The sequence below is a fragment of the Mycobacterium sp. 1081908.1 genome (assembly GCF_001673535.1).
Classification (GTDB): domain Bacteria; phylum Actinomycetota; class Actinomycetes; order Mycobacteriales; family Mycobacteriaceae; genus Mycobacterium.
The window spans coordinates 25,854-52,190 of the sequence record NZ_LZLY01000057.1 but is presented as its reverse complement, the minus strand read 5'-3'; the positions used below and the strand labels follow the sequence as shown (position 1 = coordinate 52,190).

The 26,337-nt window shown below is 67.6% G+C and carries 21 protein-coding genes; 10 read left to right on the top strand and 11 right to left on the bottom strand.

The features are described 5' to 3' along the window. The first annotated feature begins 31 nt into the window (after positions 1 to 31). From A5655_RS08320 to A5655_RS08295, 6 genes are all read left to right on the top strand, one after another. Positions 32 to 3,043: an RND family transporter gene (locus A5655_RS08320; RefSeq protein WP_067008050.1), complete on the top strand. Its 3,012-nt coding sequence runs from the start codon at positions 32 to 34 to the stop codon at positions 3,041 to 3,043. Between the two features lie 53 nt (positions 3,044 to 3,096). Next, positions 3,097 to 4,227: an acyltransferase PE gene (gene pe, locus A5655_RS08315; protein ID WP_067008047.1), complete on the top strand. Its 1,131-nt coding sequence runs from the start codon at positions 3,097 to 3,099 to the stop codon at positions 4,225 to 4,227. 44 nt (positions 4,228 to 4,271) lie between these two features. Further along, the gene (locus tag A5655_RS08310; RefSeq protein WP_067008045.1) at positions 4,272 to 6,035 is read left to right on the top strand and encodes an AMP-binding protein; all 1,764 of its coding nucleotides are present in this window, start codon (positions 4,272 to 4,274) and stop codon (positions 6,033 to 6,035) included. A 100-nt stretch (positions 6,036 to 6,135) separates the two neighbouring features. After that, positions 6,136 to 7,194 carry a dihydrodipicolinate reductase gene (locus tag A5655_RS08305; protein ID WP_067008042.1) on the top strand — a complete coding sequence of 353 codons (1,059 nt, stop codon included), beginning with the start codon at positions 6,136 to 6,138 and terminating at the stop codon, positions 7,192 to 7,194. 142 nt (positions 7,195 to 7,336) lie between these two features. Beyond that, complete coding sequence (locus A5655_RS08300) at positions 7,337 to 7,774, top strand: MmpS family transport accessory protein (RefSeq protein ID WP_067008039.1); 438 nt, start codon at positions 7,337 to 7,339, stop codon at positions 7,772 to 7,774. Next, positions 7,771 to 10,689 (top strand): RND family transporter, encoded by a 2,919-nt coding sequence (locus A5655_RS08295; protein WP_067008036.1) that lies wholly within the window; start codon positions 7,771 to 7,773, stop codon positions 10,687 to 10,689. The genes A5655_RS08300 and A5655_RS08295 overlap by 4 nt, the downstream gene beginning before the upstream one ends. Here A5655_RS08295 and A5655_RS08290 read toward each other — a convergent pair. The 10 genes from A5655_RS08290 to A5655_RS08245 form a co-directional block, all read right to left on the bottom strand. Then, positions 10,672 to 11,508, bottom strand: coding sequence for a DegV family protein (locus A5655_RS08290; RefSeq protein WP_067008033.1), 837 nt, complete (start codon positions 11,506 to 11,508; stop codon positions 10,672 to 10,674). The genes A5655_RS08295 and A5655_RS08290 overlap by 18 nt on opposite strands. A gap of 5 nt (positions 11,509 to 11,513) precedes the next feature. Further along, positions 11,514 to 12,257: a diglucosylglycerate octanoyltransferase gene (octT, locus tag A5655_RS08285; RefSeq protein WP_067008030.1), complete on the bottom strand. Its 744-nt coding sequence runs from the start codon at positions 12,255 to 12,257 to the stop codon at positions 11,514 to 11,516. Further along, the gene (gene gpgP / locus A5655_RS08280; RefSeq protein WP_067008028.1) at positions 12,247 to 12,921 is read right to left on the bottom strand and encodes a glucosyl-3-phosphoglycerate phosphatase; all 675 of its coding nucleotides are present in this window, start codon (positions 12,919 to 12,921) and stop codon (positions 12,247 to 12,249) included. The genes octT and gpgP overlap by 11 nt, the downstream gene beginning before the upstream one ends. Next, positions 12,918 to 13,313, bottom strand: coding sequence for a ribosome silencing factor (rsfS, locus tag A5655_RS08275; protein ID WP_067008026.1), 396 nt, complete (start codon positions 13,311 to 13,313; stop codon positions 12,918 to 12,920). The genes gpgP and rsfS overlap by 4 nt, the downstream gene beginning before the upstream one ends. After that, positions 13,310 to 13,957, bottom strand: coding sequence for a nicotinate-nucleotide adenylyltransferase (gene nadD, locus A5655_RS08270; protein ID WP_255361994.1), 648 nt, complete (start codon positions 13,955 to 13,957; stop codon positions 13,310 to 13,312). Before nadD ends, rsfS begins: the two co-directional genes overlap by 4 nt. A gap of 77 nt (positions 13,958 to 14,034) precedes the next feature. Beyond that, a complete protein-coding gene (locus tag A5655_RS08265; RefSeq protein ID WP_067008023.1) occupies positions 14,035 to 15,480 on the bottom strand; it encodes a VWA domain-containing protein in 1,446 nt (481 codons plus the stop codon). A 10-nt stretch (positions 15,481 to 15,490) separates the two neighbouring features. Next, on the bottom strand, positions 15,491 to 16,366 hold the full coding sequence (locus A5655_RS08260) for a MoxR family ATPase (RefSeq protein ID WP_067008020.1): 876 nt from the start codon (positions 16,364 to 16,366) through the stop codon (positions 15,491 to 15,493). 33 nt (positions 16,367 to 16,399) lie between these two features. Further along, positions 16,400 to 17,647 carry a glutamate-5-semialdehyde dehydrogenase gene (locus A5655_RS08255; protein WP_067008017.1) on the bottom strand — a complete coding sequence of 416 codons (1,248 nt, stop codon included), beginning with the start codon at positions 17,645 to 17,647 and terminating at the stop codon, positions 16,400 to 16,402. 46 nt (positions 17,648 to 17,693) lie between these two features. After that, on the bottom strand, positions 17,694 to 19,097 hold the full coding sequence (locus A5655_RS08250; protein WP_067008014.1) for a mechanosensitive ion channel domain-containing protein: 1,404 nt from the start codon (positions 19,095 to 19,097) through the stop codon (positions 17,694 to 17,696). Then, positions 19,097 to 21,316 (bottom strand): adenylate/guanylate cyclase domain-containing protein, encoded by a 2,220-nt coding sequence (locus A5655_RS08245; protein ID WP_082978554.1) that lies wholly within the window; start codon positions 21,314 to 21,316, stop codon positions 19,097 to 19,099. The genes A5655_RS08250 and A5655_RS08245 overlap by 1 nt, the downstream gene beginning before the upstream one ends. Before the next feature lie 200 nt (positions 21,317 to 21,516). Between A5655_RS08245 and A5655_RS08240 the strand changes: the two genes are divergently transcribed. From A5655_RS08240 to A5655_RS08230, 3 genes are all read left to right on the top strand, one after another. Beyond that, entirely contained in the window at positions 21,517 to 22,422 is a 906-nt protein-coding gene (locus A5655_RS08240; RefSeq protein WP_067008119.1) for a PfkB family carbohydrate kinase, read from the top strand. 39 nt (positions 22,423 to 22,461) lie between these two features. Continuing rightward, entirely contained in the window at positions 22,462 to 23,079 is a 618-nt protein-coding gene (locus A5655_RS08235; protein WP_067008122.1) for an isoprenylcysteine carboxylmethyltransferase family protein, read from the top strand. A gap of 177 nt (positions 23,080 to 23,256) precedes the next feature. After that, entirely contained in the window at positions 23,257 to 23,664 is a 408-nt protein-coding gene (locus tag A5655_RS08230; protein WP_067008011.1) for a hypothetical protein, read from the top strand. A gap of 16 nt (positions 23,665 to 23,680) precedes the next feature. Here A5655_RS08230 and A5655_RS08225 read toward each other — a convergent pair whose 3' ends face one another. Continuing rightward, entirely contained in the window at positions 23,681 to 25,723 is a 2,043-nt protein-coding gene (locus A5655_RS08225) for an NAD(+) synthase (protein ID WP_067008000.1), read from the bottom strand. A 59-nt stretch (positions 25,724 to 25,782) separates the two neighbouring features. On the opposite strand from A5655_RS08225, the gene A5655_RS08220 reads away from it, so the two are divergent. Beyond that, positions 25,783 to 26,322: a cysteine hydrolase family protein gene (locus tag A5655_RS08220; RefSeq protein ID WP_067007992.1), complete on the top strand. Its 540-nt coding sequence runs from the start codon at positions 25,783 to 25,785 to the stop codon at positions 26,320 to 26,322. Positions 26,323 to 26,337: the final 15 nt, after the last annotated feature.

Sequence of the window (26,337 nt, the reverse complement as noted above, 5' to 3'; positions counted from 1 at the left end):
GTGCGAAATTGTGGTTTGAGGTGAGGCCAATATGCGTCGGCTAGCCGATTTTGTGGTGCGGTGGCCCTGGGCGGTGATCGGGCTGTGGGTCGCGATTGCGGTCGCCCTGCCGCTGACCCTCCCCTCCCTCAACGAAATGGCCCAGAAGCATCCGCTGGCGATCCTGCCCAGCGATGCGCCGTCGAGCGTCACCGCGCGGAAGATGACCGAGGCGTTTCACGAGTCGGCCTCGGAAGACCTCCTGTTGGTGGTCCTGACCGACGACAAAGGGCTCGGCCCCGCCGACGAGGCCGGGTACCGCAAGCTGGTCGACGCTTTGCGCGCGGACCCGCGCGACGTCGTGATGCTGCAGGATTTCGTCAGCACGCCGCCCCTGCGTTCGGTCGTGACCAGCCAGGATCACAAGGCGTGGGTGCTGCCGGTCGGCGTCGCGGGCGAGTTGGGCACTCCGCAGTCCTACGCGGCCTTCAACCGGATCGGCGACATCGTCAAACGCTCCTTGGAGCAGGCCCCGACCGGGGCGCACCTCACCGCGAACATCACCGGCCCCGCGGCTACCGTCGCCGACCTCACGGTGGCGGGCAATCGGGATCGGCTGCCGATCGAGCTGGCGATCTCCGTGCTGGTGCTGATCGTTCTGCTGGTGGTGTACCGCAGCGCGGTCACCATGCTGCTGCCGTTGATCACGATCGGGCTGTCGCTGGTGATCGCCCAGGCGCTGGTGGCGGGCTACTCCCAGCTGACCGGCTCGGGTGTCTCGAACCAGTCCATCGTGTTTCTCAGCGCGATCATGGCCGGCGCTGGAACGGATTACGCGGTCTTTCTCACCAGCCGCTATCACGACTATCTGCGGACCGGCGCGGATTACGACCAGGCGGTCAAGAGGGCGATGATCTCGATCGGGAAAGTGATCACCGCATCCGCCACCACCGTGGGACTCACCTTCCTGCTGATCAGCTTCGCCCGGATGGGCGTGTTCGAAACGGTGGGCGTGTCGTCGGCGATCGGGATCGGCGTGGCATTCCTCGCAGCGATGACGCTGCTGCCGGCGATCCTGGTGCTCGCCGGGCCGCGCGGCTGGGTCAAGCCGCGGCGCGAACTGACCGCCCGGTTCTGGCGGCGTTCGGGCATCCGCATCGTGCGCCGGCCGAAGGCCCACCTGGTTGCCAGCGTGTTGGTGCTGATCATCCTGGCCAGTTGCGCAGGCCTGGTGCGCTACAACTACGACGACCGCAAAGCCCTGCGGCCTTCGGCCCCGAGCTCCATCGGGTATGCCGCGCTGGATCGTCACTTCCCCGTGAACCAATCGATTCCGGAGTACATCCTCGTCCAATCGCCGCATGACCTTCGCACGCCGCAGGCCCTCGCCGACCTGGAACAGATGGCAGACCGCGTCAGCCAACTGCCGAATATCGCCGCGATCAGCGGCATCACCCGCCCGACCGGAAACGTGCCGGAACAATTCCGAGCCACCTATCAGGCGGGCGCCATCGGCAGCTTTCTGGCGGGCGGGTCCACCCTGATCAACGAGCACACAAACGACCTCAACCGGCTGGTCGAAGGCGCCGGCACGCTGGCCGACAGCCTCGGCGACGTCCGCGGCCAGGTCAGCCAGCTCGCCGCCAGCGTGCAGGAACTGGAAAACGCGTTTTCCTCGACGAAGAACCAATACAGCGGCGACACGCTGGTCAAAGAGGTCGACATCGCGGCCCAGCTCGTCGACCACGTCAACTCGTTGACCAATGCCATGGGCTGGAACTTCTCGGCCGCCAAGAACATGTTCGCCTGGATCGGCCCGGTGCTGGCGGCGCTGCAGGGCAACCCCGTCTGCGACGCCGATCCGTCGTGCAGCGCCACCCGCGGGACGTTTGAGCAGCTGGTCGGCTCGCGTGACCAGGCGGACCTCGACGCGATCAACGACCTGTCCCACCAACTGCAGGCTTATCCGGACAAACAGACCCTGAAGGCGTCGACGGACCGCCTGCGGAGTGCGGTCGGCAAGCTCACCAACGTGCTGCGCACCATGGGGATGGACCAGCCCGGCGGCCTGCAGTCGAACCTCAACACCCTGCAAAACGGCGCCGACCGGTTCGCGGGCGGGAGCCGGCAGGTGGCCGACGCGGTGGCCCAACTCGTCGAACAGGTCAAGAAGCTGGGTGCCGGGCTCAGTGAGTCAGCCGCGTTTTTGCTGTCGCTCAAACACGACGCGGCACAACCGGCGATGGCCGGGTTCAATATCCCGTCCCAACTGCTGCATCTCAAGGAGTTCCAGGAGGCCGCCAAGGTCTTCATCTCGCCGGACGGCCACTCGGTGCGGTATTTGGTTCAGACCAAGCTCAACCCGTTCAGCACCGAGGCCATGGATCAGGTCAACGCGATCACCGCGACCGCTCGGGGAGCCCAACCCAACACCACCCTGTCGGACGCCAAGGTTTCGATGGCGGGATACACCGTCGGGCTGAAGGACACCCGCGACTACTACCAGCACGACATCCGCTTCATCATCGCCGTGACCCTGCTCGTCGTGCTCCTGACCCTGATCGCGCTGCTACGCGCGATCGTCGCGCCGCTCTATCTGGTTGCGTCCGTGGTCGTTTCGTATCTGTCGGCCGTGGGCATCGGCGTGGTGTTCTTCCAGTTCGTGCTGGGCCAGCACTTGCATTGGAGCGTGCCCCCACTGGCATTCGTGGTGCTCGTCGCCGTCGGCGCGGACTACAACATGCTGCTCGTCTCGCGAATGCGTGACGAGTCCCCGAACAGCGTGCGTTACGGCATCATCCGCACTCTGAGTTCGACGGGCGGCGTGATCACCGCGGCGGGTCTGATCTTCGCGGCCTCGATGGCCGGTCTGTTGTTCTCCAGCATCGGCACCGTGGTGCAGGGCGGTTTCGTGATCGGGGTGGGAATTTTGCTGGACACCTTCCTGGTGCGCACCATCACGGTGCCGGCCATCGCGGCGCTGTTCGGGCGGGCGAACTGGTGGCCGTCGCGGGTGCCGGCGCGGCGATCGGCGGTCGCGCGCGCGGAGCCCCAAATCGGTTAGCAGGCGCACGTGATGTATGTGAAACTAGACAAGCAGAGCGGTCGGGGGCAGGGATGAACAAAACACTCGCAAGGGCTACCGCGCTGGTAACTGTCGGCGCCACAGTGTATTTCGGCGTCGGGGCGGCGTCGGCCGACGACACGCCCATCGGCGGACCGCCGACGCCGGGGGCGCCGGGCGACCAGACGGCGTACGCCCTCGGCGGCGCCCACGTTCTCGGCATCCCTTACGACGAGTACATCCGCCAGGAAGGCGCCCAATGGTTCCCCGGCCAGCAGCGCAAGATCGTCGACTACCCGGCGGGGCAGGTGCAGGGCCACGTGCTCGGGCGGCTCTTCCCGGGAATCGGCAAGGCCGGCGACGAGATCATCCCGGGTCTGGGTCTGGACGGCCCCAGCGTCGGCGAGTCGGTCGACGCGGGAGTGGACAACCTTGTCGCCGCGATCAAAAGCGGTCGCCCGGGGACGGCGATCGGCCTGTCCGAGGGCGGGTTCGTGGTCGACGGCGCGCAGGCGCGGCTGGCGACTGACCCGACCGCTCCCCCGCCGGACACGCTGAACTTCGCCACGTTCGGCGACCCGATCGGACATCACGCCTTCGGCCAGAGTTTCCTGACCGCCGTGTTCCCGGTCGGCAGCACCGTTCCCGCGCTCGACTACACCATGCCGCCGCCCTACGAGAGCCAGTACGACACCAACAGGTTCGTGGCCGCGTACGACTCGATCGCGGACTTCCCCGACCGGCCGGACAACCTGTTCGCCTTCGCCAACACGCTGATGGGCCTGGCCACCGGCCACACCGCGGTGGCCTTCACGAACCGGAGCATGGTGCCACCGCAGAACATCAGGACGACGATCAACTCCCGGGGCGCTAAAGACACCACGATCATGGTGCCGGAGAAGCACCTGCCGCTGGTCATGCCGCTGAAATACATCGGGATCCCGGAGGACACGCTGAACAAACTCGACGCGATCCTCATCCCCAGGGTGAACGCGGGCTATTCGCGAAACGACGACCCGTCGACCGCTCCGGTTCAGGTGGACCCGGTGCACGGCTTCGATCCGGCGGAGGTCACCGCGCCGGCCAACCAGGCGACGTTCGGCGGCGGCGCGGACCCGTTCTCGCAGATCCTCGCCGGAGCCATGTCCGTGTTGTCGCACAGCGCATTACAGGCCGATCACTGACTCCATCGGAGTCGACGAACTAGTACGGACGTGATGTAACCCCCATGTCTCAATCAACGATCCTGTCGATGTTGCACGGACGCGCCAGCCTGCGCCCCCACGATGTGGCGTACACGTTTACCGATTACGCCGACGATTGGGCCGGAGTTCCCCAGAGCCTGACGTGGTCGCAGCTGTCCCGCCGAACGCTCAATGCGGCACGCGAGCTCAGCCTGCACGGGTCGGTCGGAGACAGGGCGGTGATCCTGGCTCCCCAATCCCTCGACTACGTCGAGGCATTCCTGGGATCCATGCAGGCCGGGCTGATCGCCGTCCCGCTGCTCTTGCCGCACAGGGGCTCGAGCCATGAGCGGGTGAGCGCGGTCCTTTCCGATACGGCGCCCTCGGTGGTTCTCACGACGTCCGCGGTGGCGGAAGACATCGTCAAATACGTCGACGAAGCGCGCCTGGACACCATTCCCAAAATCATCGAAATGGATTCCATCAACCTCGACGCGGATCGCGGAACGAGCGTTCGGACAGCCGACTTGCCCAGCATCGCGTATCTGCAGTACAGCTCGGGTTCGACCCGGGCGCCGACCGGAGTCATCGTCTCGCATCGCAATCTCCAGGTGAATTTCGAGCAGCTGATGCGCAGCTTCTTCGCGGATTCCAACGTCAAAGCACCCTCGGATACCACGATCGTGTCGTGGTTGCCCTTCTACCACGACATGGGCTTGGTGCTGGGAATTTGCGCGCCGATCCTGGGCGGCTATCGCGGCGAGCTGACAAGTCCGGTTTCGTTCCTGGAGCGGCCGGCGCGGTGGGTGCGATCTCTGGCAGAGAATCCTCATGCCTGGTCGGCGGCGCCCAACTTCGCCTTCGATCTGGCCGCCCGCAAGACAACCGACGCCGACCTGGCCGGGCTCGACCTCGGCGAGGTGCTGGGCATCATCAGCGGTGCCGAACGCGTCGAGCCGGCCACACTGCACCGTTTCGTTGACCGGTTCGCCCACTTCAACTTTCGCGACCATATGATGCGTCCCTCGTATGGTTTGGCCGAGGCGACCGTCTTTGTGACGGCGGGCACCTGGAATGAGTCATCGAGCGCGGTTGCATTCGACATTGACGAGCTGTCCGCCGGCCGCGCGCGGCGATGCGCGGAAGGGACCGGCACCGCGCTGGTCAAATACAAAGCGCCGCAATCGCCCACGCTGCGGATCGTCGACTCCGACACCAACCGCGAATGCGCGCAGGGCCTGGTGGGCGAGATCTGGGTGCATGGCCCCAATGTCGCCGACGGCTACTGGGGCAAACCGCCGGAGGAGCAGCGCTGCTTCGGCGCCACGCTCGCCGACCCGTCGCCGGGCACGCCCGAAGGACCTTGGCTGAAGACCGGCGACCTGGGTTTCATCTTCGAGGGTGACCTGTTCATCGTCGGCCGCATCAAGGATCTGCTGATCATCCGTGGACGCAACCACTACCCCGAGGACATCGAGGCGACCGTCCAAGAGATCACGGGCGGTCGGGTCGCCGCGTTATCGGTTCCGGTCAGCAGCACCGAGGAGCTGGTCGCCGTCGTCGAGCTCAAGAAGCGAGGCCATTCCCAAGAGGACGCCCAGGACATTAGGCACTGGCTCACCTGCATCAAACGCGACGTCACCTCCGCGATCTCCAACGCGCACGGCGTGAATGTCGGGGACCTCGTCCTGGTGCCGCCCGGGTCGATTCCCACCACGACGAGCGGCAAGATCCGGCGCGCGGCCTGTGCCGAGCAGTACCGGCGGGACCAATTCACCCGGTTGGACGCCTACACCGAATCCGCGTGAGAACCGGGCCGGCCTCCCGTCGACCGGGACGCCCGGCCGCCGTGCGCGTGGGCCTGGTTGAACATAATGAGTCCACTCGCACCGGCAAAGGAGCCCCTCGATGAGCACGACCAGCGCAGACCGTCCCTTCCGGGTGATCCAGTGGACGACCGGCAACATCGGGCGGCGGTCGCTGCACGCCATCATCGGCCGGCCGGACATGGAACTGGTCGGGGTGTACGCGCACGGCGCCGAAAAGGTCGGCGTGGACGCCGCCGAGCTGTCCGGGTGGCCCGAGCCGACCGGGATCAAGGCCACCAATGACGTCGATGCGTTGCTGGCGCTTCGACCCGACGCCTGTTGCTACAACCCGTTGTGGCCGAACGTCGACGAACTGGTGCGCCTCCTGGAGTCGGGCGTCAACGTGTGCACCAGCGCCGCGTGGATCACGGGCGGCAAGCAGACTCAGGAGGATCGCAAGCGCATCCAGGACGCCTGCGAACGCGGCGGTTCGACGATCTTCGGCAGCGGAGCGCACCCCGGGATGACGAACATGGTCGGGATGGTGCTGTCCGCGTCGTGCGAGCGCGTCGACGAGATCCGCATCACCGAGTCGGTGGACTGCTCGACCTACGAGTCGGCGGAAACGCAAACGGCGATGGGGTTCTCGCAAGACCCCGCTACCCCGGGACTGGCGGACAGCGTGCGCCGGGAAAGCGAGGTCTTCGCGGAATCGGCCGCGATGATGGCCGACGCGATCGGCGCCCAACTGGACAAGATGACGTTCGACGTTACGTTCACCGCCGCCACCGCCGACTCGGATCTGGGCTTCATGAAGATCCCCGAGGGAACGGTCGGCAGCGTCTACGGCTACCACCGCGGCTGGGAAGGCGAGCGCAACGTCGTCAGCGTCGGGTTCAACTGGACCATGGGCAGCCACGTGGTCCCGCCCAAACCGCTCGAGCACGGCCACGTCATCCAGGTTTTCGGCTTACCCAACATGCGCACCGTCCTGCACTGCCTGCCGCCGAAGGATTGGACGGAGCCCGGGTTCATGGGACTGGGGATGATCTACACCGCCATGCCGGTGACCAATGCGGTCCCGGCCGTCGTCGCCGCCAGGCCGGGGATAGTCACGCTCGCCGATCTGCCGCCGGTCACGGGACGGGTGGCGCACTGACGCCGTGCTGGCCGCCCCAAGGGCACATACCCGGAGGAACGGTTCCGTGCACTAGGTCTACGATGCTTAGCTGAGCAATGTATCGGCAACCGGCGTTGTCGGCGGCGGTGGTCCGCGGGGGCGAGCGGAAGGCGGTCAAGGTATGAAGGCCCTAGCCCGGACGCTCAGGCGAGCGTGGATTCCTGTGGTGTTGGTGGTCGTGCTCGGCGTCTCGGCCTTGGTGGTGTCGCGGCTGCACAAAATTTTCGGGTCCGAGGACCTCAACGCGAACGCGGGCAAGGGAATCGAGATCGTGCAGTTCAATCCGAAGGTCGTCGTCTACGACATCTCCGGCCCGCCCGGGTCCACCGCGAACATCAACTACTGGGACGAGAACGCCAACACCCACCAGATCAACAACGCCCCGCTGCCCTGGTCGACGACCATCTCCACCACGCTTCCCTCGGTGAGCGCCAACGTCATGGCGCAAAGCGACGGCAGCCGAATCAGCTGCAAGATCACCGTGGACGGCGTCGTCCGCGATAGCCAGAATTCCGACGGCCACAACGCCCAGACCTTCTGCCTGGTGAAGTCCGCATGACCGACATCGACAAGGCCGACCGCGACGCGAGCGCGGCGGACACAGGCCCGATCACGACCAAGCCCAGCATGGCGGATCGCGGCCACCGGCCCTATCTCTCCCACGCGATCCGCATCTTCGCGATACCGATCATTTTGGGCTGGGTGGCCGTCACCGTGTTGGTGAACGTCATCGTTCCCACGCTGGAAAAGGTCGGCGAGGCGCACTCGGCGCCGATGGCACCGCTGGACGCGCCGTCGATGAAGGCGATGATGCGGATGGGCCACAACTTCCGCGAATTCGATTCCAACAGCACGGTGATGATCGTGCTGGAGGGCCAGCAACCCCTCGGCCCCGATGCACACCACTACTACGACAACCTGATTCGACAGCTCCGCCAAGACCCCAAGCACATCGAGCACATCCAGGACTTCTGGGGTGACCGGCTGACGGCGGCCGGCGCTCAGAGCGCCGACGCCAAGTCCGCCTATGTGCAGATCAACCTTGCCGGTAATCAGGGCACAACGCAGGCCAACGAGTCCGTGGACGCCGTCCGCAAGGTGATCGACGAGAACAAGGCGCCCCCCGGCGTGAAGGCCTACGTCACCGGACCCGCCGCGCTGTCTGACGACATGCACATCATCGGCAACGCCAGCCTGGCGAAGATCACGCTGTTCACGCTGGGCGCCATCGCGATCATGCTGCTGCTGGTCTACCGGTCCGTCGTCACCACGCTCGTGCAGCTGTTCATGACCCTTGTCGCGCTGGCGTGTTCGCGCGGGGTCGTCGCGGTCCTGGCTTATCACAACGCATTCGGGCTCACGACCTTCGCCGCGAACATCCTCACCATGCTTGCGATCGCCGCCGGGACCGACTACGGCATCTTCCTCGTCGGGCGCTATCAAGAGGCATTGGCCTCCGGCGAGGACCGGGAAAGCGCGTACTACACCACATTCAAGGGTGTCGCTCCCGTCGTCCTGGGGTCGGGCCTGACGATCGCCGGGGCGACGTATTGCCTGAGTTTTTCGCGGCTGCCCTGGTTCAACACCATGGGCGCACCCGTGGCGATCGGCATGCTGGTGGTGGTCGCGGCCGGGCTCACGCTGGGCCCCGCGGTCGTCTTCGTCGGCAGTCGCTTTCACCTCTTCGAAAGGCAGACCAAGCGCGGTCGGCTGTGGCGGCGGGTGGGCACCGCCGTAGTGCGTTGGCCCGCACCGATTTTGGCCGTGAGCGGCGCGATCGTGCTGGTCGGCATGATCGCCCTGCCGAGCTACCACACGAGCTACAACGACCGGCATTACCTGCCGTTGTCAGCCCCGTCCAACCAAGGCCAAGAGGCGGCGAATCGGCATTTCTCCGAGGCGCGGATGAACCCCGACCTGTTGATGGTCGAGTCCGACCACGACATGCGAAACCCGGCCGACATGCTGGTGTTGGACCGGGTGGCGAAGAACGAGATGCGCACGCAGGGCATCGCCATGGTCCAGGACATCACCCGGCCGCTGGGAATCCCGATTCAGCACAGCTCGATTCCGTTCCAGAACAGCATCCAGAGTCAGACGACGATGCAGAACATGAGTTTCCTCAAGGACCGCATCGCCGACATCCTCAGGATGGCCGACGACCTGCAGACTCAGATCGACACCACGCAACGCCAGTACGAGGTGTCGCTGGACCTGGCCAACGCCGCCGACGACAGCGCGAAGACCACCGAGGTGACCTCACAGATCACCGACAAGTTGCGCGACCACATCGCGGATTTCGACGACACCTTCCGGCCGGTACGTAGCTACTTCTACTGGGAGCGGCACTGCTACGACATCCCGTTGTGCATCGGCATACGGTCCCTCTTCGACACCTTCGACGGCTTCGACCAGCTCGCCGAGCAGTTCCACTACCTCACCGCCGATATCGCACACACCGCCAAGGCCACCCACGACCTGAATGCACTGTTCCCCGTACTGATCTCGACGCTGAAGAACACCAGGGGCATCACGCTGACGCTCTACCAGACGTTCAAGGCGATGATCGACCAGATGGAGGCGATGAGCAACACCGCCATCGTGATGGGGCAAAGCTTCGATCAGTCCAAGAACGACGACTTCTTCTACCTGCCACCGGAGGCCTTCGACAACCCGGATTTCCAGACGGGCCTGCGCATGTTCCTGTCGCCGGACGGCAAGTCGGCCCGGTTCTTCATCACCCATCAGGGCGATCCGATGACGCCGGACGGCATCGCGCGGGTCGACGCCGAACGCACCGCCGCCCAGGAGGCGTTGAAACAGTCCTCGCTGTCGGATGCCCGGGTGTATCTCGGCGGAACCGCCGCGACGTTCAGGGACATGGCCGACGGCGAGAAATACGACCTGATGATCGCCGTGGTGTCGGCCCTGACGCTGATCTTCATGATCATGCTGCTGCTCACCCGCAGCGTGGTCGCCGCGCTGGTGATCGTCGGCACCGCGGCCAGTTCGATCGCCGCCTCGTTCGGGCTGTCGGTGCTGATTTGGCAGGACCTGTTCGGCATCAGGATCCACTGGATCGTGATGGCGCTGTCGGTCATCATCCTGCTGGCCGTCGGGTCGGACTACAACCTGCTGCTGGTCTCACGGTTCAAAGAGGAAATCCATCACGGGCTCAAGACGGGCATCATCCGGTCGATGGCCGGCACCGGCGGGGTGGTGACGGCCGCGGGCCTGGTGTTCGCCTTCACCATGGCGTCGATGCTCGGCAGCGACCTACGGGTGCTGGGGCAGTTCGGGTCCACCGTGTGCATCGGCCTGCTGCTCGACACCCTGATCGTGCGCACCCTGCTGATGCCGTCGATCGCCACCCTGCTCGGACGCTGGTTCTGGTGGCCGCTCGTCGTCCACCCGCGCGGCGACTACGGCCGCCCCGCCGTCGCGGCGCCGGTGGCGTCAGCCGCCAGGAGCTAGGTCCAGGCACACCGCGACGGCCCCCGGGCCGACGTGCAGCCCGAGCACCGGCCCCAGCGGGCTGACGATCGCCGGCTCGCACGCCGGCAGCCGCCGCGCCAGCTCCGCCGCCACGTCGTTCGCGCCCTCCGGGTTGGCCACGTGTTGCACGGCCAGCGCCGCGGAGCCCTCGCCGACGACCTCGCAGACCCGGTCGATCATCGCCGCGGTCGCGTGGGTCACGGTCCGCACCCGTTGGGCGAGAACGAGTTTGCCGTCATCGATGCGCAACAGCGGCTTGAGCGCCAGCGCGGTCCCCAGCCACGCCTTGGCCCCGCCGATCCGGCCGCTGCGGCGCAGGTTGTCCAGCCGGTGCACCACCACGAACGCGTGGCCGCGCGACACCGCCGACGTCGCCGCTCCCGCGACGGCGCCCAGGTCGGCGCCGTCGGCGGCGGCGCGCGCGGCGGCCAGCGCCACGAACCCCGTGCCCATCGCGGCCGACCGCGAGTCGACGACGCGCACGTTCGCGTCGAGGTCGGCCGCGGTCCGTTGGGCGGCACCGTAGGTTCCGGACAGCGCCGAGGAAAGGTGCACCGCCACCACGCCGTCGCCGCCGCTGTCCGCCAGCGCCTGCTGATACGCGTTGGCCAGTTCGGCCGGGGTGGCCGCGGCGGTGGTCGCGTGCTGTTGGTAGATGTCGTCGGGAATGTCGTCGAAGCCGTCGCGCAGGTCGCGGCCGTCGAGCAAGATGTGCAACGGAACCACGCGAATGTCCCACTTTTCGAGCAGATCGGCGGGCAGGCGCGACGACGCATCGGTCACCACCACGACAGGCATTGCCGCTACCCGCGCGGTTTCTCTTGGGGTACGCCGGCTTCGGCCAGGGCCTTGAGCATCAGCTCGGCGACCGCCTGGTGGGCTTCGAAATTCCAGTGGATGCCGTCGGGGTTGCCGCGCCCACTCATGACCTGTTCTGCCACAGCGGCTTTGAGATCCACCAGCGGGACATCGTGTTGCTGCGCCCATTCGGTGATGGCGGCCACCGTTCCCGCGCGGCCGTGGTGAGCCTTGCCGTATGTCTCGGCGATGTGCACCGACGGCAGCGACGCGACGATGGGAATGCCAGGGCGGTTGAAATCGATTGCGCCGCGGGTCTGTTCGAGGTATTCGGCGCTCAGGTGCGGCGGCAGCGCCGACCGGGCCACCGGCGAGAGCCGGGGCTGCAGCCACGCGTAGCCGTCGCGGACCCAGCGCCGCAGCCACGGTGGGCGCACATAGCGGATCAGCTCGCGCACCGCGGTCGGCAGCACCGACGGCAGCGAATCCATCCCACCGGTCGCGAAGATCACCGCGCCCGCCCGGGGCAGCGCCGCCCACGCCCGCGGGTCCTGCGTCGCCGCCCACCAGACGTCGCGACAGGTCCAGCCGATGCGGCCGATCAGCTCGACATCCCAACCTAGTTGCGTGGCAACGATATTGGGCCAGATGCGGGGATCGTCGGCGGGCAAGCCGCCGGTGGGCCCGTAGTAGGAAAGGGAGTCGGCGAACACCAGCAGGGTGGGCCTCGCGCGCGCGTCAGAGGACATCGTTGGCAACCTGCGCGGAAGCGTTCCACACGTCGAGGCGCCACCGGATGCTGCCGAAATCGACATCCGAGTCACCGGCATGCCCACTCAGTTGAGCCCAACTGGCGTTGCCCATGCCGCCCAGAATCGGCCAGTTGTCGACCGGCAGCTTGAGCAACGCCGCGGACAGGGCGGCGATCAGCCCCCCGTGCGCCACCAGCACCACGGGTCGGTCCGGCCCGGCGGGGTCACCCCATTCCGGCTCGCCGGCCACCAGCTCGGCGACCACCGGCACGCTTCGCGCGGCCACATCGACCCTGCTTTCCCCGCCGTGCGGCGCCCACCTGGCGTCGTCGCGCCAGGCCAGTCGCGCGCCGGGGGCCTGCGCGTCGACCTCGGTGTGCGTCAGTCCCTGCCAGTCGCCCAGATGGGTCTCGCGCAACCGCGGGTCCACCCGCACCGTCAACCCGGTCCGCTCCCCCAGCGTGACCGCGGTGTCGTAGGCGCGATGCAGGTCCGACGAAACGATCAGCAACGGCGGCAGCTTGCCCAGCACCTCGGCGGCGGCGACCGCCTGGGCGCGACCGAGTTCGGTGAGCGCGGAGTCCAGCTGTCCCTGCATGCGGCTGCCGGCGTTGAAGTCGGTTTGGCCGTGCCGGAGCATCACCAGGCGGCGGATCCTCATCGCGCGCTCGCCGAGTCTGCGGGACCTTCCGGGTCGTCCAGGTCCACCGAGATCACCGGGCAGTCGCCCCACAGCCGGTCCAGCGCGTAGAAGTTGCGGTCGTCCTGGTGCTGGATGTGCACGACGATGTCGCGGTAGTCGAGCAGCGTCCAGCGCCCTTCGCGGGCGCCCTCGCGCCGCGCCGGGCGGTAGCCCGCCTTGCGCATCTTCTCCTCGACCTCGTCGACGATCGCGTTGACCTGCCGCTCGTTGGACGCCGAGGCGATGACGAAGCAGTCCGTGATCACCAGCTGGCCCGAGACGTCGATGACGAGCACGTCGTCGGCCAGTTTCGAGGCGGCCGCGGCGGCCGCCACGGTGGCCATGTCGATGGCTTCCCTGGTGGCGCTCATGCGTTGTTTCCCGCCGCGAAAGTCGTTGGGCGCCCGGTTCCTTCGGTCGCGCGGTACAGCCGGCGCTTCGAAACGTATTGCACGACACCGTCGGGCATCAGGTACCACAGCGGGCGGCCCTCCTCGGCACGCCGGCGGCAGTCGGTCGACGAGATCGCCAGCGCCGGGACCTCGACGAGGGTCAGCGCGTCCTCGGTCAGCTCGCCCAGCACGCCGGTGACGTGTTCGCGGCGCAGCTCGTATCCGGGCCGGCTGACGCCGATGAAGCGCGCCAACCCGAACAGCTCCTCCCAGCCCTGCCACGACAGGATCGACTCGAGCGCGTCGGCGCCCGTGATGAAGTACAGCTGCGCTTCGGGGTTGAGCGCGTGCAGGTCGGCAAGGGTGTCCCGGGTGTAGGTGGGCCCGGCGCGGTCGATGTCGACGCGGCTCACCGAAAACCGCGGATTGGACGCGGTGGCGATCACCGTCATCAGGTAACGGTCCTCGGCCGCGGAAACGTTGCGGCTCTTCTGCCACGGCTGACCGCTGGGCACGAAGACCACCTGGTCCAAGTCGAACAGGTCGGCGACCTCGCTGGCGGCCACCAGGTGGCCGTAATGGATGGGATCGAACGTCCCGCCCATCACCCCGAGCCGGCGCAGCTGCTTTTGCACGATTTGCCAGCTTACTTGAGGTCAGACCGGGCGCTGATTCCCCAGCTCAGCGGGCCGACGCGCTGTCAGACCGGCAGCAGCTGGTCGATCACCGCCGCCAGCTGCTTGGCCGACCGGCATTCGTGCATCGTGATGACCTCTTGGTAGCGCGGCACGGCCGAGTCGCCGCTGCCCCACAGGTGCTTGGGCTCGGGGTTCAGCCAGTGCGCGTGGCGGCTGGCGGTCACCATGTCCACCAGCACATCGATGGCCGGGTCGCGGTAGTTGGTGCGCCCGTCCCCGAGCACCAGCAGCGAGCTGCGCGGCGACAGCGCGTTCGGGTGGGCCTGCAGGAACGAGACGAACGCATTGCCGTAGTCGGAGTGCCCGTCACGGCTGTACACGCCGGCCTCCCGGGTGATCCGCTGGATCGCCACGGCCAGGTCGGCTTCCGGGCCGAACATGTGGGTGACCTCGTCGGTCGTGTCGATGAACGCGAAGACCCGAACTCGCGAGAACTGCTGCCGCAGGGCGTGCACCAGCAGCAGGGTGAAGTGGCTGAACCCGGCGACCGAGCCCGAAACATCGCACAGCACAACGAGTTCCGGCCGGGCCGGGCGGGGCTTGGCCAGCACCACGTCGATCGGCACCCCGCCGGTGGACATGGACTTGCGCAGCGTCTTGCGCAGGTCGATGGTCCCGGCCCGGGAGCGCCGCCGGCGGGCCGCCAGCCGGGTCGCCAGGGTGCGGGCCAGCGGCGCCACCACCCGTTGCATCTGGCGCAGCTGTTCGCCGGAGGCGCGCAGGAACTCGACGTTCTCCGAAAGCTGTGGGATGCCGTACATCTGGACGTGGTCGCGGCCGAGCTGCTCGGCGGTGCGCCGCTTGGTCTCGGCGTCGACCATCTTGCGCAGCTGCGTGATCCGCTGGGCCGCCAGCGCTTTGGCGATCTGCTCCTGGGTGGGCGTGGGCTCGTCACCGTACGGCGCGAGCAGCCCGGCCAGCAGCTTGCCCTCCAGTTCGTCCAGCGCCATCGCCTTGAGCGCCTGGTACGACGAGAACGACGGCCCCCGGCTGGAACTGTATTTGCCGTAGGCCTCCACGATCCGCGCGATCATCGCGACCAGGCGCTCGTCCATGTCCGCCAGCTCGGGATTTTCGGTGAGCAGGTCCAGCAGCATCTGGCGCATCGCCTCGACGTCGTCGGGCGGAAGCGAGCCGTCTTGCGCCTCGCCGGGCTCCGCGTCGGTGACCACGGCCCGTGCGCCCAGCGCGGCGGGGAACCACAGGTCGAACATGGCGTCGTAGGTCTCGCGGTGATCGGGGCGGCGCAGCACCGCGCACGCGATGCCCTCCCGCAGCACCTCACGATCGGCCAGGCCCAGCGTCGCCATCACCCGGCCGGCGTCCACCGTCTCCGACGGCCCCACCGAAATCCCGCTTGCGCGAAGCGCTTCCACGAAGCCGACCAAATGCCCCGGCAACCCGTGCGGGGCGAGCGGGCGGCTGGGGCGGATGCGGCGGGCGGCCATCGGTGCGTGCCTAGTTCAGCCGGAGCTCGCCGGCGGCGCGCTGCTGATCGGATTGATGCTTGAGCACCACGCCGAGTGTCTGGGCGACCACCGCGTCGTCGATGGTGTCCAGGCCCAGCGCGAGCAGGGTGCGGCCCCAGTCGATGGTCTCGGCGATGGACGGCACCTTCTTCAGCTGCATCCCGCGCAGCACGCCGATGATGCGCACCAGCTCCTCGGCCAGGTGCGCGGGCAGCTCGGGGACCCGGGACAACAGGATGCGGCGCTCCAGATCGGGGGTCGGGAAGTCGATGTGCAGGAACAGGCAACGACGCTTGAGCGCCTCGGACAGTTCCCGGGTCGCGTTGGAGGTCAGCACCACCAGCGGTGTCCGCTCGGCGGTGATGGTGCCCAGTTCCGGGACCGTCACCGCGAAGTCGGACAGCACCTCCAGCAGCAGGCCCTCGATCTCGATGTCGGCCTTGTCGGTCTCGTCGATCAGCAGCACCGTCGGGTCCGTGCGGCGGATGGCCGTCAGCAGCGGGCGCTGCAGCAGGAACTCCTCGCTGAACACGTCGTCCTTGGTCTGGTCCCAGTCGCCCGAGCCGGCCTGGATGCGCAGGATCTGCTTGGCGTGGTTCCACTCGTACAGCGCGCGGGCCTCGTCGACGCCCTCGTAGCACTGCAGGCGCACCAGTCCCGAGCCGGTGGCCTGGGCGATGGCGCGGGCCAGCTCGGTCTTGCCGACGCCGGCCGGTCCCTCCACCAGCAGCGGCTTGCCGAGCCGGTCGGCCAGGAACACCGCCGTCGCGGTGGCGGTGTCGGGCAGGTAGCCGGTCTCGGCCAACCGCCGCGAGACGTCGTCGATGTCGGCGAACAGCGGCGCCGGCCGGGCGGGCACACTCACGATCTCGGTTCTCCTAAGGCGTTGGGCGGGGCGTCAGGCCGGGCGGGTCTGCCCGTCTCCCCACGCGATCCACTTGGTCGAGGTCAGTTCGGGCAACCCCATCGGGCCGCGGGCATGCAACTTCTGCGTGGAAATGCCGATCTCGGCGCCAAAACCGAACTGCTCGCCGTCGGTGAAGGCCGTGGACGCGTTCACCATCACCGCGGCCGCGTCGACTCCGTCGCTGAACCGTTGAGCCGCAGCCATATTCGTCGTCACGATGGCCTCGGTGTGCCCGGTGCCGTACTCGTTGATGTGGGCGATCGCCGCGTCGACGCCGTCGACGACGGCCACCGCGATGTCCATCGACAGGTACTCGCGGCGCAGGTCGGCCTCGTCCGCGTCGAGATGAACCGTCACCCCGGCGTCCTCCAAGGCGGCCACCAGCCTGGGCATGGCCGTCCCCGCGATCGCGGCATCGACCAGCAGTGTCTCGGCGGCGTTACAGACGCTGGGCCGACGGGTCTTGGAGTTCAGCAGGATCCGTTGCGCCACGTCCAGGTCGGCGGACTCGTGCACGTACACGTGGCAGTTGCCGACACCGGTCTCGATGGTGGGCACCCGCGCGTCGCGCACCACCGCGTCGATCAGGCTGGCACCGCCGCGCGGGATGACCACGTCGACCAGGCCGCGCGCCTGGATTAGGTGGGTCACCGTGGACCGATCGGCGGCCGAGAGGAGCTGAACCGCGTCGGCGGGCAAGTCCTCGCTGATCAGCGACCCGCGCAAGACGTCGACGAGCGTCTGATTGGACTTCGCCGCCGACGAGCTGCCGCGCAGCAGCACCGCGTTGCCGGACTTGAGCGCCAACCCGAACGCGTCGACGGTGACGTTGGGCCGGCCCTCGTAGATCATGCCGACCACCCCGAGCGGAACCCGCTGCTGGCGCAGGTGCAGCCCGTTGGGCAGGGTGTAGCCCCGCAGCACCTCGCCGACCGGGTCCGGCAGCCCCGCGACCTGACGCAGGCCGGCGGCGATTCCGTCGACGCGCTTGTGGTCCAGCGCCAACCGGTCGAGCATCGCGGTCGGTGTGCCGGCGGCCCGGGCGGCGTCGAGGTCTTCGGCGTTGGCCGCCAGGATCCGCTCGGTGTGGGCGCCTATCGCGTCGGCCGCCGACTGCAGCGCCGCGTCCTTGGCGACGGTCGGCAACAACGCCAGCGCGCGGGCGGCGACCCGGGCGCGGCGCGCGGCGTCGTGGACCTCCCGGCGCAAGTCAGGGCGCGTTGGAGCTTGCAGACTCATTTATCCAGGGTAACGGTACTTAGCGGGCCAGTTCAGAGCGGGCGGCTCACGCGACCCGCTCGCCGCGCCGCGCCTGCCGCACTTTGCTCTGCCGCTCTTCGAGGATGTGGCCGAAGTTCTGCAGCAGCAACGGTTCACGCGTCACCAGGTGCTCGATGTGTTCGCGATCGATCTCCAGCGCGGTCACCTCATCGAGCGCGTACGCGCTCGCCATGTTCGGCTGGCGGGTCAGCGCGGTCAGCCCCAGGAACGAGCCCTCGAGCAGCGTGCTGATCGGCACGATCGACCCGTCGTCGGCCGTGGCGGTCAGCTGCACGCGGCCCTCGACCAGAAACGTCATTCCGCTCGGAATCTGACCGGCGTACTCCACGGTTTCGTCGGCGCCGTATCGCACGAGTTTCGCGCACGAATGCAGCGACCGCTGTTCGTCGGCGTTCAGCCGCAACGCCGGCGCCACCACCGTGCGCAGCGCCTTCTCCACCCGTTCGGGGCTCGAGTAGTCGTCGTCGCTGTTGTCCAGGTGCAGGTCTTCCCGCCGCGCGGCGTACCAGACCCAGCGCAGGAAGGTGGCTTTGGCGGCACCATCGTCGGCGGGTGAGGCCAGCCCGATGGAGGTGCGGTATTCGCCGCCGCCGAGGGGCACCGAACGCGGCACCGCGTCGGCCTTGAGCTGGGGCAGACCGAGGGCGACGCGCGACAGCATGGCGCACACCCGGTCGGGCGGGTCGGCGGGCGAAAACGTGGTCGTCATCGCCAGTTTGTGGGAGCCCGCCGGACGGCTCAGGTTGGTGAAGGCCGTCGTGGCCAGCACCGAGTTCGGTGTGACCCGCATTCCGCTGCCGGTGTCGATGTGCACGGCGCGCCAGTTCACCTCGATGACGCGCCCCCGCGCCGTGCCGGTGTCCAGCCAATCGTTGATCCGGAACGGCTGCTCGAAAAGCATGAACAAGCCCGACACGATCTGGCCGACGGAGTTCTGCAGCATCAGGCCGATGACGACCGACGTGACGCCCAGCGCGGTGAACAGGCCGCCGACCCGGACCCCCCAGATATACGACAGGATCAGAACCAGCCCGACGCCGATCAGCGCGAACCGCGCGACGTCGAGGAAGATGGCCGGCATGCGCGCCCGCCAACTCTCTTCGGGCGCGCCTTCGAACACGGTGGCGTTGAGCCCGGACAGCATCAGCACCAGCACCAAAAAGCCGAACACCGTGGTGAGGAGCCGCACCGGCACCTCTCCGGCCGGAATCTGTGACGCCTTGACGAGCAGCAGCAAGAGCGCGACGAGGGGCAGCAGGTAGTTGCGCAGCAGGCCGACCTGCCTGGCCACGCGGCTGTTCCGGCGGACCAGCGTGTGGTGCAGCTCAGTCAGAAATATCAGCCCGACCGGGAAGCCGATCGCGATGCCGATCGCCCAGTAGAACCACGAGGAGTTCCAGGCGTTCATCATCGCTCCGACAACCGGTACATGGCCTGCTCGGTTCCGCCCACCGAGATGGTGCCCGCGGGCGTGAACTGCCGCACATCGCGCATCGCTTCGTACACCGGTGTGCTGACGTAGATGCCGGGTTGCGGTGCGCCCCTGTGCATCTGGGAGGCCAGGCTCACCGCGGCGCCCCACATGTCGTAGACGAGGCTCGATCGGCCCACCAGCCCGCTGATGACGTTGCCGGTGTTGATGCCGACCCGAAGGCCCAACTCGTGGCCGGTCTGGCTGTTGAACCGCTCGATGATGCGGCGCATCTCGACGGCGAAATCAACGGTTCGGTGAATGCTGTCCAACCGCGGCGTGATCACCCCGCAGGTGGCGAGGTAACCGTTGTGGAATGTCCGGATCCGTTCGACGCCAAGGGTTTCCGCGGCCGAATCGAATTGCCTGAACAGCTCGTCGACGATCCCTACCAGTTCGTCGCCGGAAAGATCGTTGGAAAGCTCGTCCAGCCCAGCGATGTCGGCAAAGATGATCGCGACGTCCTGGTGCTTCTGGGCGATGGTCGCCTCGCCCTCGCGATACCGCTGGACGATCGACTCCGGCATCAACGCCAGCAGGAGGCGGTTGTTTTCGTTGCGCTGCTCGTTGAGCAGCTCTTCCTTGATCGCGAGGTTACGGCTCATCTCGTTGAAAGCCGCGGTGAGATCGCCGATTTCGTCGCGGGCCAGCACCGGAATGTTGACGTCGTAGTCGCCGGAGCTGATCTTGCGGGTGCCCTCCTCCAGCCGCCGGACCGGCCGCATCGCCGTCCCCGCGATCAGCATCGAGGCGACGCTGATCACGAACACCAGCGCGGTGACCGCGATCACGAGTGTCTTGCTGAACCTGCCCAGCCGCGCAAATGCGTCCGAGTCGTCCCGCGTGGCCAGGATCGACCAGTGCAGGTCGGAATTGGGAATGTCCAGGGGGGCATAGGCTTCCAATTCCTTGTTGCCGGTGTAATCGACGGAGCTCACGGTGCCGGACTCCCCGCGCTTGGCGGCGCGAAGACCCGCGGTGTCGACGGGCTGCACCAGCGTCGTGCCGCCCAGCCGGATCGCCTTTTCCACGACGTCGGGTGCCGTGCCGGCGGCGATGGCGTCCCGCTTGTATTCCTGTGGGTTCTCCAGGAATTCCCGTGAGTCCGAACGCATCAGGCCGTCGGCGCCGGCGAGATAGGTCTCGGTCGCGGTGCCCATGCCGGCGGCTTGCCAGTGCTTGTTGGCGGTCATGATGTCGTTGATCTTGCCGATCGGTACCGGAAGGGCCATGACCCCGTCCATCTTGCCGTTCATGCCGACCGGCGAGACCACCCACGCCGTGGGCGCGTCGAGCGCCGGCTGATACGGCTGAAAGTCGGTGATCCAGACGAAATCCACGTCGTTGGAGCGCAGCGCCTTGTCGTACGCGTCGTGCAGCTTCGATTCGCGGTAGGGCCCGGTGAGGATGTTGGTCCCGAGGTCGGGGCCCTTCCGGACCGAGTAGACGACGTTGCCCTGCATGTCGAGCAGCAGCGCGTCGCGATAATCGAAGCGGGTGACGATGGAGCGCATGTAGAAATCGAAGCGCGCGTTGGCCGCCGACCATGCGCTGCCGTCGCCGGCGTCCTCGACGGGCAACGAGTCGGCGGTCGGCCTCGGGGGCGCGGTGTAATACGCCTGCACGTATTTCTGCGACGGGGACGTCGGCAGCACCGCGTTGAGGTCGATGTCGTTGCCGTTGATCCGTTTGATCGGCGCGATCATCTGATTCTGGTAGTAGTTGACCAGCTCCTGCTGCTGGGCGGGGGTGATCGTGGAACTTCCCAATTGGTTGAAGCCCGCCGTCAACGCCGCGGTGGCCTCGTTGATGCTGAATCCGCTGCTGTAGACGATCAGGGAATTCGTCACCTCCCGGAACAGCGCTTGGACCTGCCTCTTCTGCGACTCGCGCAACTCGATCAGCCGCTCGGACTCGACCTGTCGCAGCGCGTTGCGGCCGGATATGGCTCCGATGAGCCCGATCACCGACACGCCGAGGATGCCCGACAGGAGCATCGCGATGAGGATCTTGGACTGGATGCCGAAGCGGAAGCGGTGCCACACCAGCGGCCGGCGCGCACCCCGGCGCGGCCTTTCGGGCGACCCGGATTCAGGGGCGGTTTCCGGCGTGTTTTCCGACGCCGGTTCGGCCATTTTCGGCTCGGTCAACGTCATTCGCCTTTCCCCCTCCTTCCGACCGGATTAAGCACCGATCACGCAGCAGACTAACGCGCGGAGATCACGATATTGGCGAATGCCGCGAAGGATCAGCGGCAAAATGCCCAACCCGGCTTGGGGTTCGGCCAGAAATGGTCGTATTGCGGTTCCCGGCGGGCGTCGCCCGTCCGAATTGCGGCCCGACTAACGTCGGCATCATGGCGCGGGTCTGTGTTGTCGGCAGCGTGAACATGGACCTGACGTTCGACGTCGACGCCCTGCCGCGGCCGGGTCAGACGGTGTTGGCCTCGTCGCTGACCTCCTCGCCCGGCGGCAAGGGCGCCAACCAGGCCGTGGCGGCGGCGCGCGCGGGCGCGCGCGTGCAGTTCGTGGGCGCGCTCGGCGACGACGCGGCCGCGGCGGCGTTGCGGGCCCACCTGCGGGCCAACGGCGTTGGGCTGGACGGGGCGATCGAGGTTACGGGGCCGAGCGGCACGGCCGTCATCGTGGTCGACTCCCGCGCCGAGAACACCATCGTCGTCGCGCCGGGCGCCAACGGGCGGTTGACCCCGGCCGCCGTCCACGCGTGCCGGGCGATCGCCACCTGCGACGTGCTTTTGACGCAGTTGGAGATTCCGGTGCCGACGGCGGTGGCGGCGGCGCGCGAAGCCCGCTCGGCGGGGGCGGCGGTCATCGTCAACGCCTCACCCGCGGGCCGGGACCCAAGCCGATTGGCCGAGCTCGCGGCTACTGCGGACGTGGTGATCGCCAACGAAGCCGAGGCCCAATCCTGGCCGTGGCGGGCGGCCCACTTGGCGATCACCCTGGGTGCGCGCGGCGCGCGCTATGTCGGGGAAGACGGCGATTTCGTCGTACCGGCGCCGGCGGTCGAAGCCGTTGACACCACCGGCGCGGGCGACGTGTTCGCCGGGGTGCTGGCCGCGAGCTGGCCGCGCGGCGACGGTGCCAACCCGGCTTCCGGGGCCGAGCGGCTGGCCGCGCTGCGGCGTGCCTGCGCCGCGGGCGCGCTGGCGACCGTGGTTGCCGGCGCCGGCGACTGCGCCCCGGGCGCGGACGCGATCGACACCGCGGTGCGGGACGCTTTTCCCGACCAAAGCGATTGAGGTACCCTCGCTGCGATGCCTGCGGTCATGGGAGCCTGCATGCCGGCGACAGCCGCCGCCGACATGGCCTTGGTGCTCTTCGCGATATTCGGACTGCTCGGATTCGGCTGGCGCAGTTGGCTGCAGTATCGGCGGACCGGCTCGACCGGCTTTCGCGGCATCCGTACCGGTGGCGCACTGGAACGCCTGGCCGGGGTCGGCTTCGTGGTCGCGCTCGCGGTGGCGCTCTGCGCCCCAATCCTGCAGGAGGCCAGGGTCGTTGAGCCCGTCGGCGTGCTGGACGAGGCGTGGATCCAGGCCGTGGGCATCGTGGTGGCAACGGCCGGCATCGCCGCGACGGTGTACGCGCAACTCGAGATGGGTGATTCCTGGCGGATCGGGGTGGACCCGAGGGAGACCACGACGCTGGTGCACACCGGCGTGTTCGGCCGCATCCGCAACCCGATCTATACCGCGATGTTCACCTTCGGCTTCGGAATCGCGCTGGTGACGCCCAATGTCGTTGCGTTGGCGGGTCTTATCCTGCTGATCGCCACGATCGAGGTCCAGGTCCGGCGCGTCGAGGAGCCGTACCTGCTGCGGACGCACGGCGACGCCTATCGCGCCTACGCCGCCAGGGTGGGTCGATTCGTGCCGGGGGTCGGGCTCGTTCGTTAACGCGGCGCGGAGCAGGGCGGCGCCGATCGGGGTGTCCAGCAGCTGCGCGTTACGACTTTGTCGGCACATCCCACCCGGCGCTGACCTGCGGTTGGCAGTAGCTGGCAGCGCGTGACGTCGATTTGGCAGTGGTTTCCGAGCAGCCTGACCGGTGTCAACCTTCGAGAAAGGAAACCAATGTCCGCCACCACCATTGACCGCACAGCAACTCGCGACGGGTTGCTTCGCTTCACCATGCGTGCCGACGCCGCCATCAGCGGACTGGTCGGCGTGGCCGGCATCCCGGTGGCCGGCTGGCTCGCCGAACTCTCGGGCACCACGAAGGCGTTCGAGTACGGCATGGCCGCGTTCTTGATCGCCTACGGGGTGGTCGTGTTCGGGCTGGCCGCCTTGCCGGCGGTACGCCGCGCCGGCATGGGAGTCATCATCGCCAATCTGTTGTACACGGTGGCCGCCGTCGTACTCGTGCTCGCGGATGTCTTCCCGTTGACCTCGGCCGGCATCGTGTTGAACCTGGCGGCCGGCGCCTACACGCTGCTGTTCGCGGAACTGCAATACCAAGGCTGGCGCCGCGCGAAGGCGTAACCGCGTCCGGCCCTGCCTAGTCCTCCGGCACCTCGCGCTCGATCTCGTCGAGCCAGATCCGCGCCGACATGTCCGAGGGGGCGCGCCAGTCGCCGCGCGGCGACAGCGCGCCGCCATGTGACACCTTGGGGCCGTTGGGCAGGGCCGAGCGCTTGAACTGGCTGAACGAGTAGAACCGCTGCACGAACACTCCCAGCCAGTGCCGGATCTCCTTGAGCGAGTACGACGGTCGCTTGTCCTCGGGGAATCCCGTCGGCCAGTTGCCCTGCTCGGGGTCGCTCCACGCGTGCCACGCCAGGAACGCGATCTTCGACGGCCGGAACCCGAACCGCAGCACATGGAACAGCGAGAAGTCCTGCAGGGCAAAGGGGCCGACCTTGGCCTCGCTGCTCTGCAGCTCTTCCTCCTCGCCGCTCGGAACGAGCTCCGGCGTGATCTCGGTGTCCAACACCGACTGCAGCACCTCGCACACGTCGGATTCGAACTGGCCCGACGAAATCACCCACCGGATCAGGTGCTGGATCAGCGTCTTGGGGACCCCGCCGTTGACGTTGTAGTGCGACATCTGGTCGCCGACCCCGTACGTCGACCAGCCCAACCCCAGCTCCGAGAGGTCACCGGTGCCCAGCACGATCCCGCCGCGCTGGTTGGCCAGCCGGAACAGGTAATCGGTGCGCAGTCCGGCCTGGACGTTCTCGAAGGTGACGTCGTAGACCTTCTCGCCGCGCGAGAACGGGTGGTCGATCTCCTTGAGCATCAGCTGCGCGGTCTCGGTGATGTCGATCTCGGAGAAGGTGACACCCAGCGCGCGGCACAGCTCGATCGCGTTGCGCTTGGTGCGATCTCCGGTCGCGAAGCCGGGCAGCGTGAACGCCAGGATGTCGCTGCGCGGCCGTTCCTCGCGGTCCATCGCGCGGGCGGCCACGATCAGCGCGTGGGTCGAATCCAGTCCACCGGAAATCCCGATGACCACCTTCGGATAGTCCAGCGCGCGCAGCCGCTGCTCGAGCCCCGAGACCTGAATGTTGTAGGCCTCGTAGCAATCCTGTTCCAGCCGTTGCGGATCGGCCGGCACGAACGGGAAGCGCTCGATCTCGCGGCGCAGTCCGATGTCACCCGCGGGAGGATCGAGCCGGAACTCGATGCGCCGGAACGACTCCGCCGTCGTCCGGTGGTGGCGCCGGTTGTCGTCGAAGGTGCCCATCCGCAGCCGTTCCGAGCGGAGCAGCTCGAGGTCGACGTCGGCGACGCTGCGGCGCTCCCCCTTGGGGAAGCGCTCGGAGGAGGCGAGCAGCACGCCGTTCTCCCAGACCATGGTCTGGCCGTCCCAGGCCAGGTCGGTCGTCGATTCGCCCTCCCCCGCGGCGGCGTACACGTAGGCGGCCAGGCACCGCGACGACGCCGAGCGCGCCAGCAGGCACCGGTCCTCGGCGCGCCCGATCGTGATCGGGCTCCCGGAGAGATTGGCCAGCACCGTCGCCCCCGCCAGCGCCGCCTCGGCGCTGGGTGGGATCGGGACGAACATGTCCTCGCAGATTTCGACGTGCAACACCAAGCCCGGCAGATCGGACGCGGCGAACAGCAGATCGGGACCGAACGGGGCATCGAGGTCGCCGATGCGGATGGTGCCGCGCTCGTCGTTGCCGGGCGCGATCTGGCGGCGCTCGTAGAACTCGCGATAGGTGGGCAGGTACGACTTGGGCGCGACGCCGAGCACCTCGCCGCGGTGGATGACCACCGCGGTGTTGTAGATGCGATGCCGGTAGCGCAGCGGGGCGCCGACGACCAACACGGGCAGCAGGTCGGCCGACCCGGTGACGACGTCCTTGACGGCGGCTTCGACGTCGTCGAGCAGGAGGTCCTGCAGGACGATGTCCTCGATGGAGTACCCCGACAGGGTCAGCTCCGGGAAGACGGCCACGGCGACGCCGTCGTCATGGCATTGGCCGGCCAACCGCAGCACCGACTCGGCGTTGGCCGCCGGATCGCCGAGCTCGGTGTGCTGCGTGCAGGCCGCGACGCGGACAAAGCCCTGATGGTAGGCGTTGTAAAAGTCCATGACCCTCCCATTGTCCTCCGACGGTTGTCGACTCGTCGCCGCCGGGTATCCCCAACGGCATGAGCGATACCGCTGTCGTAGTGGTCGACATGATGAACACGTATCAGCATCCCGACGCTGAGGATCTGATACCCAATGTCGAGAAAATCATGGACCCGCTCGCCGACCTGATCCGCCGCGCGCGGAAGGCCGACGGCGTTGACGTGGTGTACGTCAACGACAACTACGGCGATTTCACCGCGCAGTTCTCCGACATCGTCGGATCCGCGCTGGATGGGGCGCGGCCCGACCTGATCAAGCCGATCGTGCCGGGCGAAGGCTGCCGGGTGATGACGAAGGTCCGGCACAGCGCCTTCTACGCGACGGCGCTGGCCTATCTGCTCGGTCGTCTGGAGACCAAGCGGTTGATCCTCACCGGCCAGGTCACCGAGCAGTGCATCCTCTACACCGCGCTCGACGCCTACGTGCGCCACTTCCCCGTCGTGATCCCGACCGACGCCATCGCCCACATCGACGCCGATCTGGGCAAGGCGGCCCTGAAGATGATGCAGCAGAACATGTCCGCCGAGCTCACGACGGCGGCCGACTGCCTGGGTTAGCTCGGTACCCTCGAA

Excerpts from the sequence above, each read along its gene's own strand:
- A5655_RS08320 (WP_067008050.1), top strand. The coding sequence starts at position 32 with ATGCGTCGGCTAGCCGATTTTGTGGTGCGGTGGCCCTGGGCGGTGATC.
- pe (WP_067008047.1), top strand. The coding sequence starts at position 3,097 with ATGAACAAAACACTCGCAAGGGCTACCGCGCTGGTAACTGTCGGCGCC.
- A5655_RS08310 (WP_067008045.1), top strand. The coding sequence starts at position 4,272 with ATGTCTCAATCAACGATCCTGTCGATGTTGCACGGACGCGCCAGCCTG.
- A5655_RS08305 (WP_067008042.1), top strand. The coding sequence starts at position 6,136 with ATGAGCACGACCAGCGCAGACCGTCCCTTCCGGGTGATCCAGTGGACG.
- A5655_RS08300 (WP_067008039.1), top strand. The coding sequence starts at position 7,337 with ATGAAGGCCCTAGCCCGGACGCTCAGGCGAGCGTGGATTCCTGTGGTG.
- A5655_RS08295 (WP_067008036.1), top strand. The coding sequence starts at position 7,771 with ATGACCGACATCGACAAGGCCGACCGCGACGCGAGCGCGGCGGACACA.
- A5655_RS08290 (WP_067008033.1), bottom strand. The coding sequence starts at position 11,508 with ATGCCTGTCGTGGTGGTGACCGATGCGTCGTCGCGCCTGCCCGCCGAT.
- octT (WP_067008030.1), bottom strand. The coding sequence starts at position 12,257 with ATGTCCTCTGACGCGCGCGCGAGGCCCACCCTGCTGGTGTTCGCCGAC.
- gpgP (WP_067008028.1), bottom strand. The coding sequence starts at position 12,921 with ATGAGGATCCGCCGCCTGGTGATGCTCCGGCACGGCCAAACCGACTTC.
- rsfS (WP_067008026.1), bottom strand. The coding sequence starts at position 13,313 with ATGAGCGCCACCAGGGAAGCCATCGACATGGCCACCGTGGCGGCCGCC.
- A5655_RS08265 (WP_067008023.1), bottom strand. The coding sequence starts at position 15,480 with ATGGCCGCCCGCCGCATCCGCCCCAGCCGCCCGCTCGCCCCGCACGGG.
- A5655_RS08255 (WP_067008017.1), bottom strand. The coding sequence starts at position 17,647 with ATGAGTCTGCAAGCTCCAACGCGCCCTGACTTGCGCCGGGAGGTCCAC.
- A5655_RS08250 (WP_067008014.1), bottom strand. The coding sequence starts at position 19,097 with ATGAACGCCTGGAACTCCTCGTGGTTCTACTGGGCGATCGGCATCGCG.
- A5655_RS08245 (WP_082978554.1), bottom strand. The coding sequence starts at position 21,316 with ATGACGTTGACCGAGCCGAAAATGGCCGAACCGGCGTCGGAAAACACG.
- A5655_RS08240 (WP_067008119.1), top strand. The coding sequence starts at position 21,517 with ATGGCGCGGGTCTGTGTTGTCGGCAGCGTGAACATGGACCTGACGTTC.
- A5655_RS08235 (WP_067008122.1), top strand. The coding sequence starts at position 22,462 with ATGCCGGCGACAGCCGCCGCCGACATGGCCTTGGTGCTCTTCGCGATA.
- A5655_RS08230 (WP_067008011.1), top strand. The coding sequence starts at position 23,257 with ATGTCCGCCACCACCATTGACCGCACAGCAACTCGCGACGGGTTGCTT.
- A5655_RS08225 (WP_067008000.1), bottom strand. The coding sequence starts at position 25,723 with ATGGACTTTTACAACGCCTACCATCAGGGCTTTGTCCGCGTCGCGGCC.
- A5655_RS08220 (WP_067007992.1), top strand. The coding sequence starts at position 25,783 with ATGAGCGATACCGCTGTCGTAGTGGTCGACATGATGAACACGTATCAG.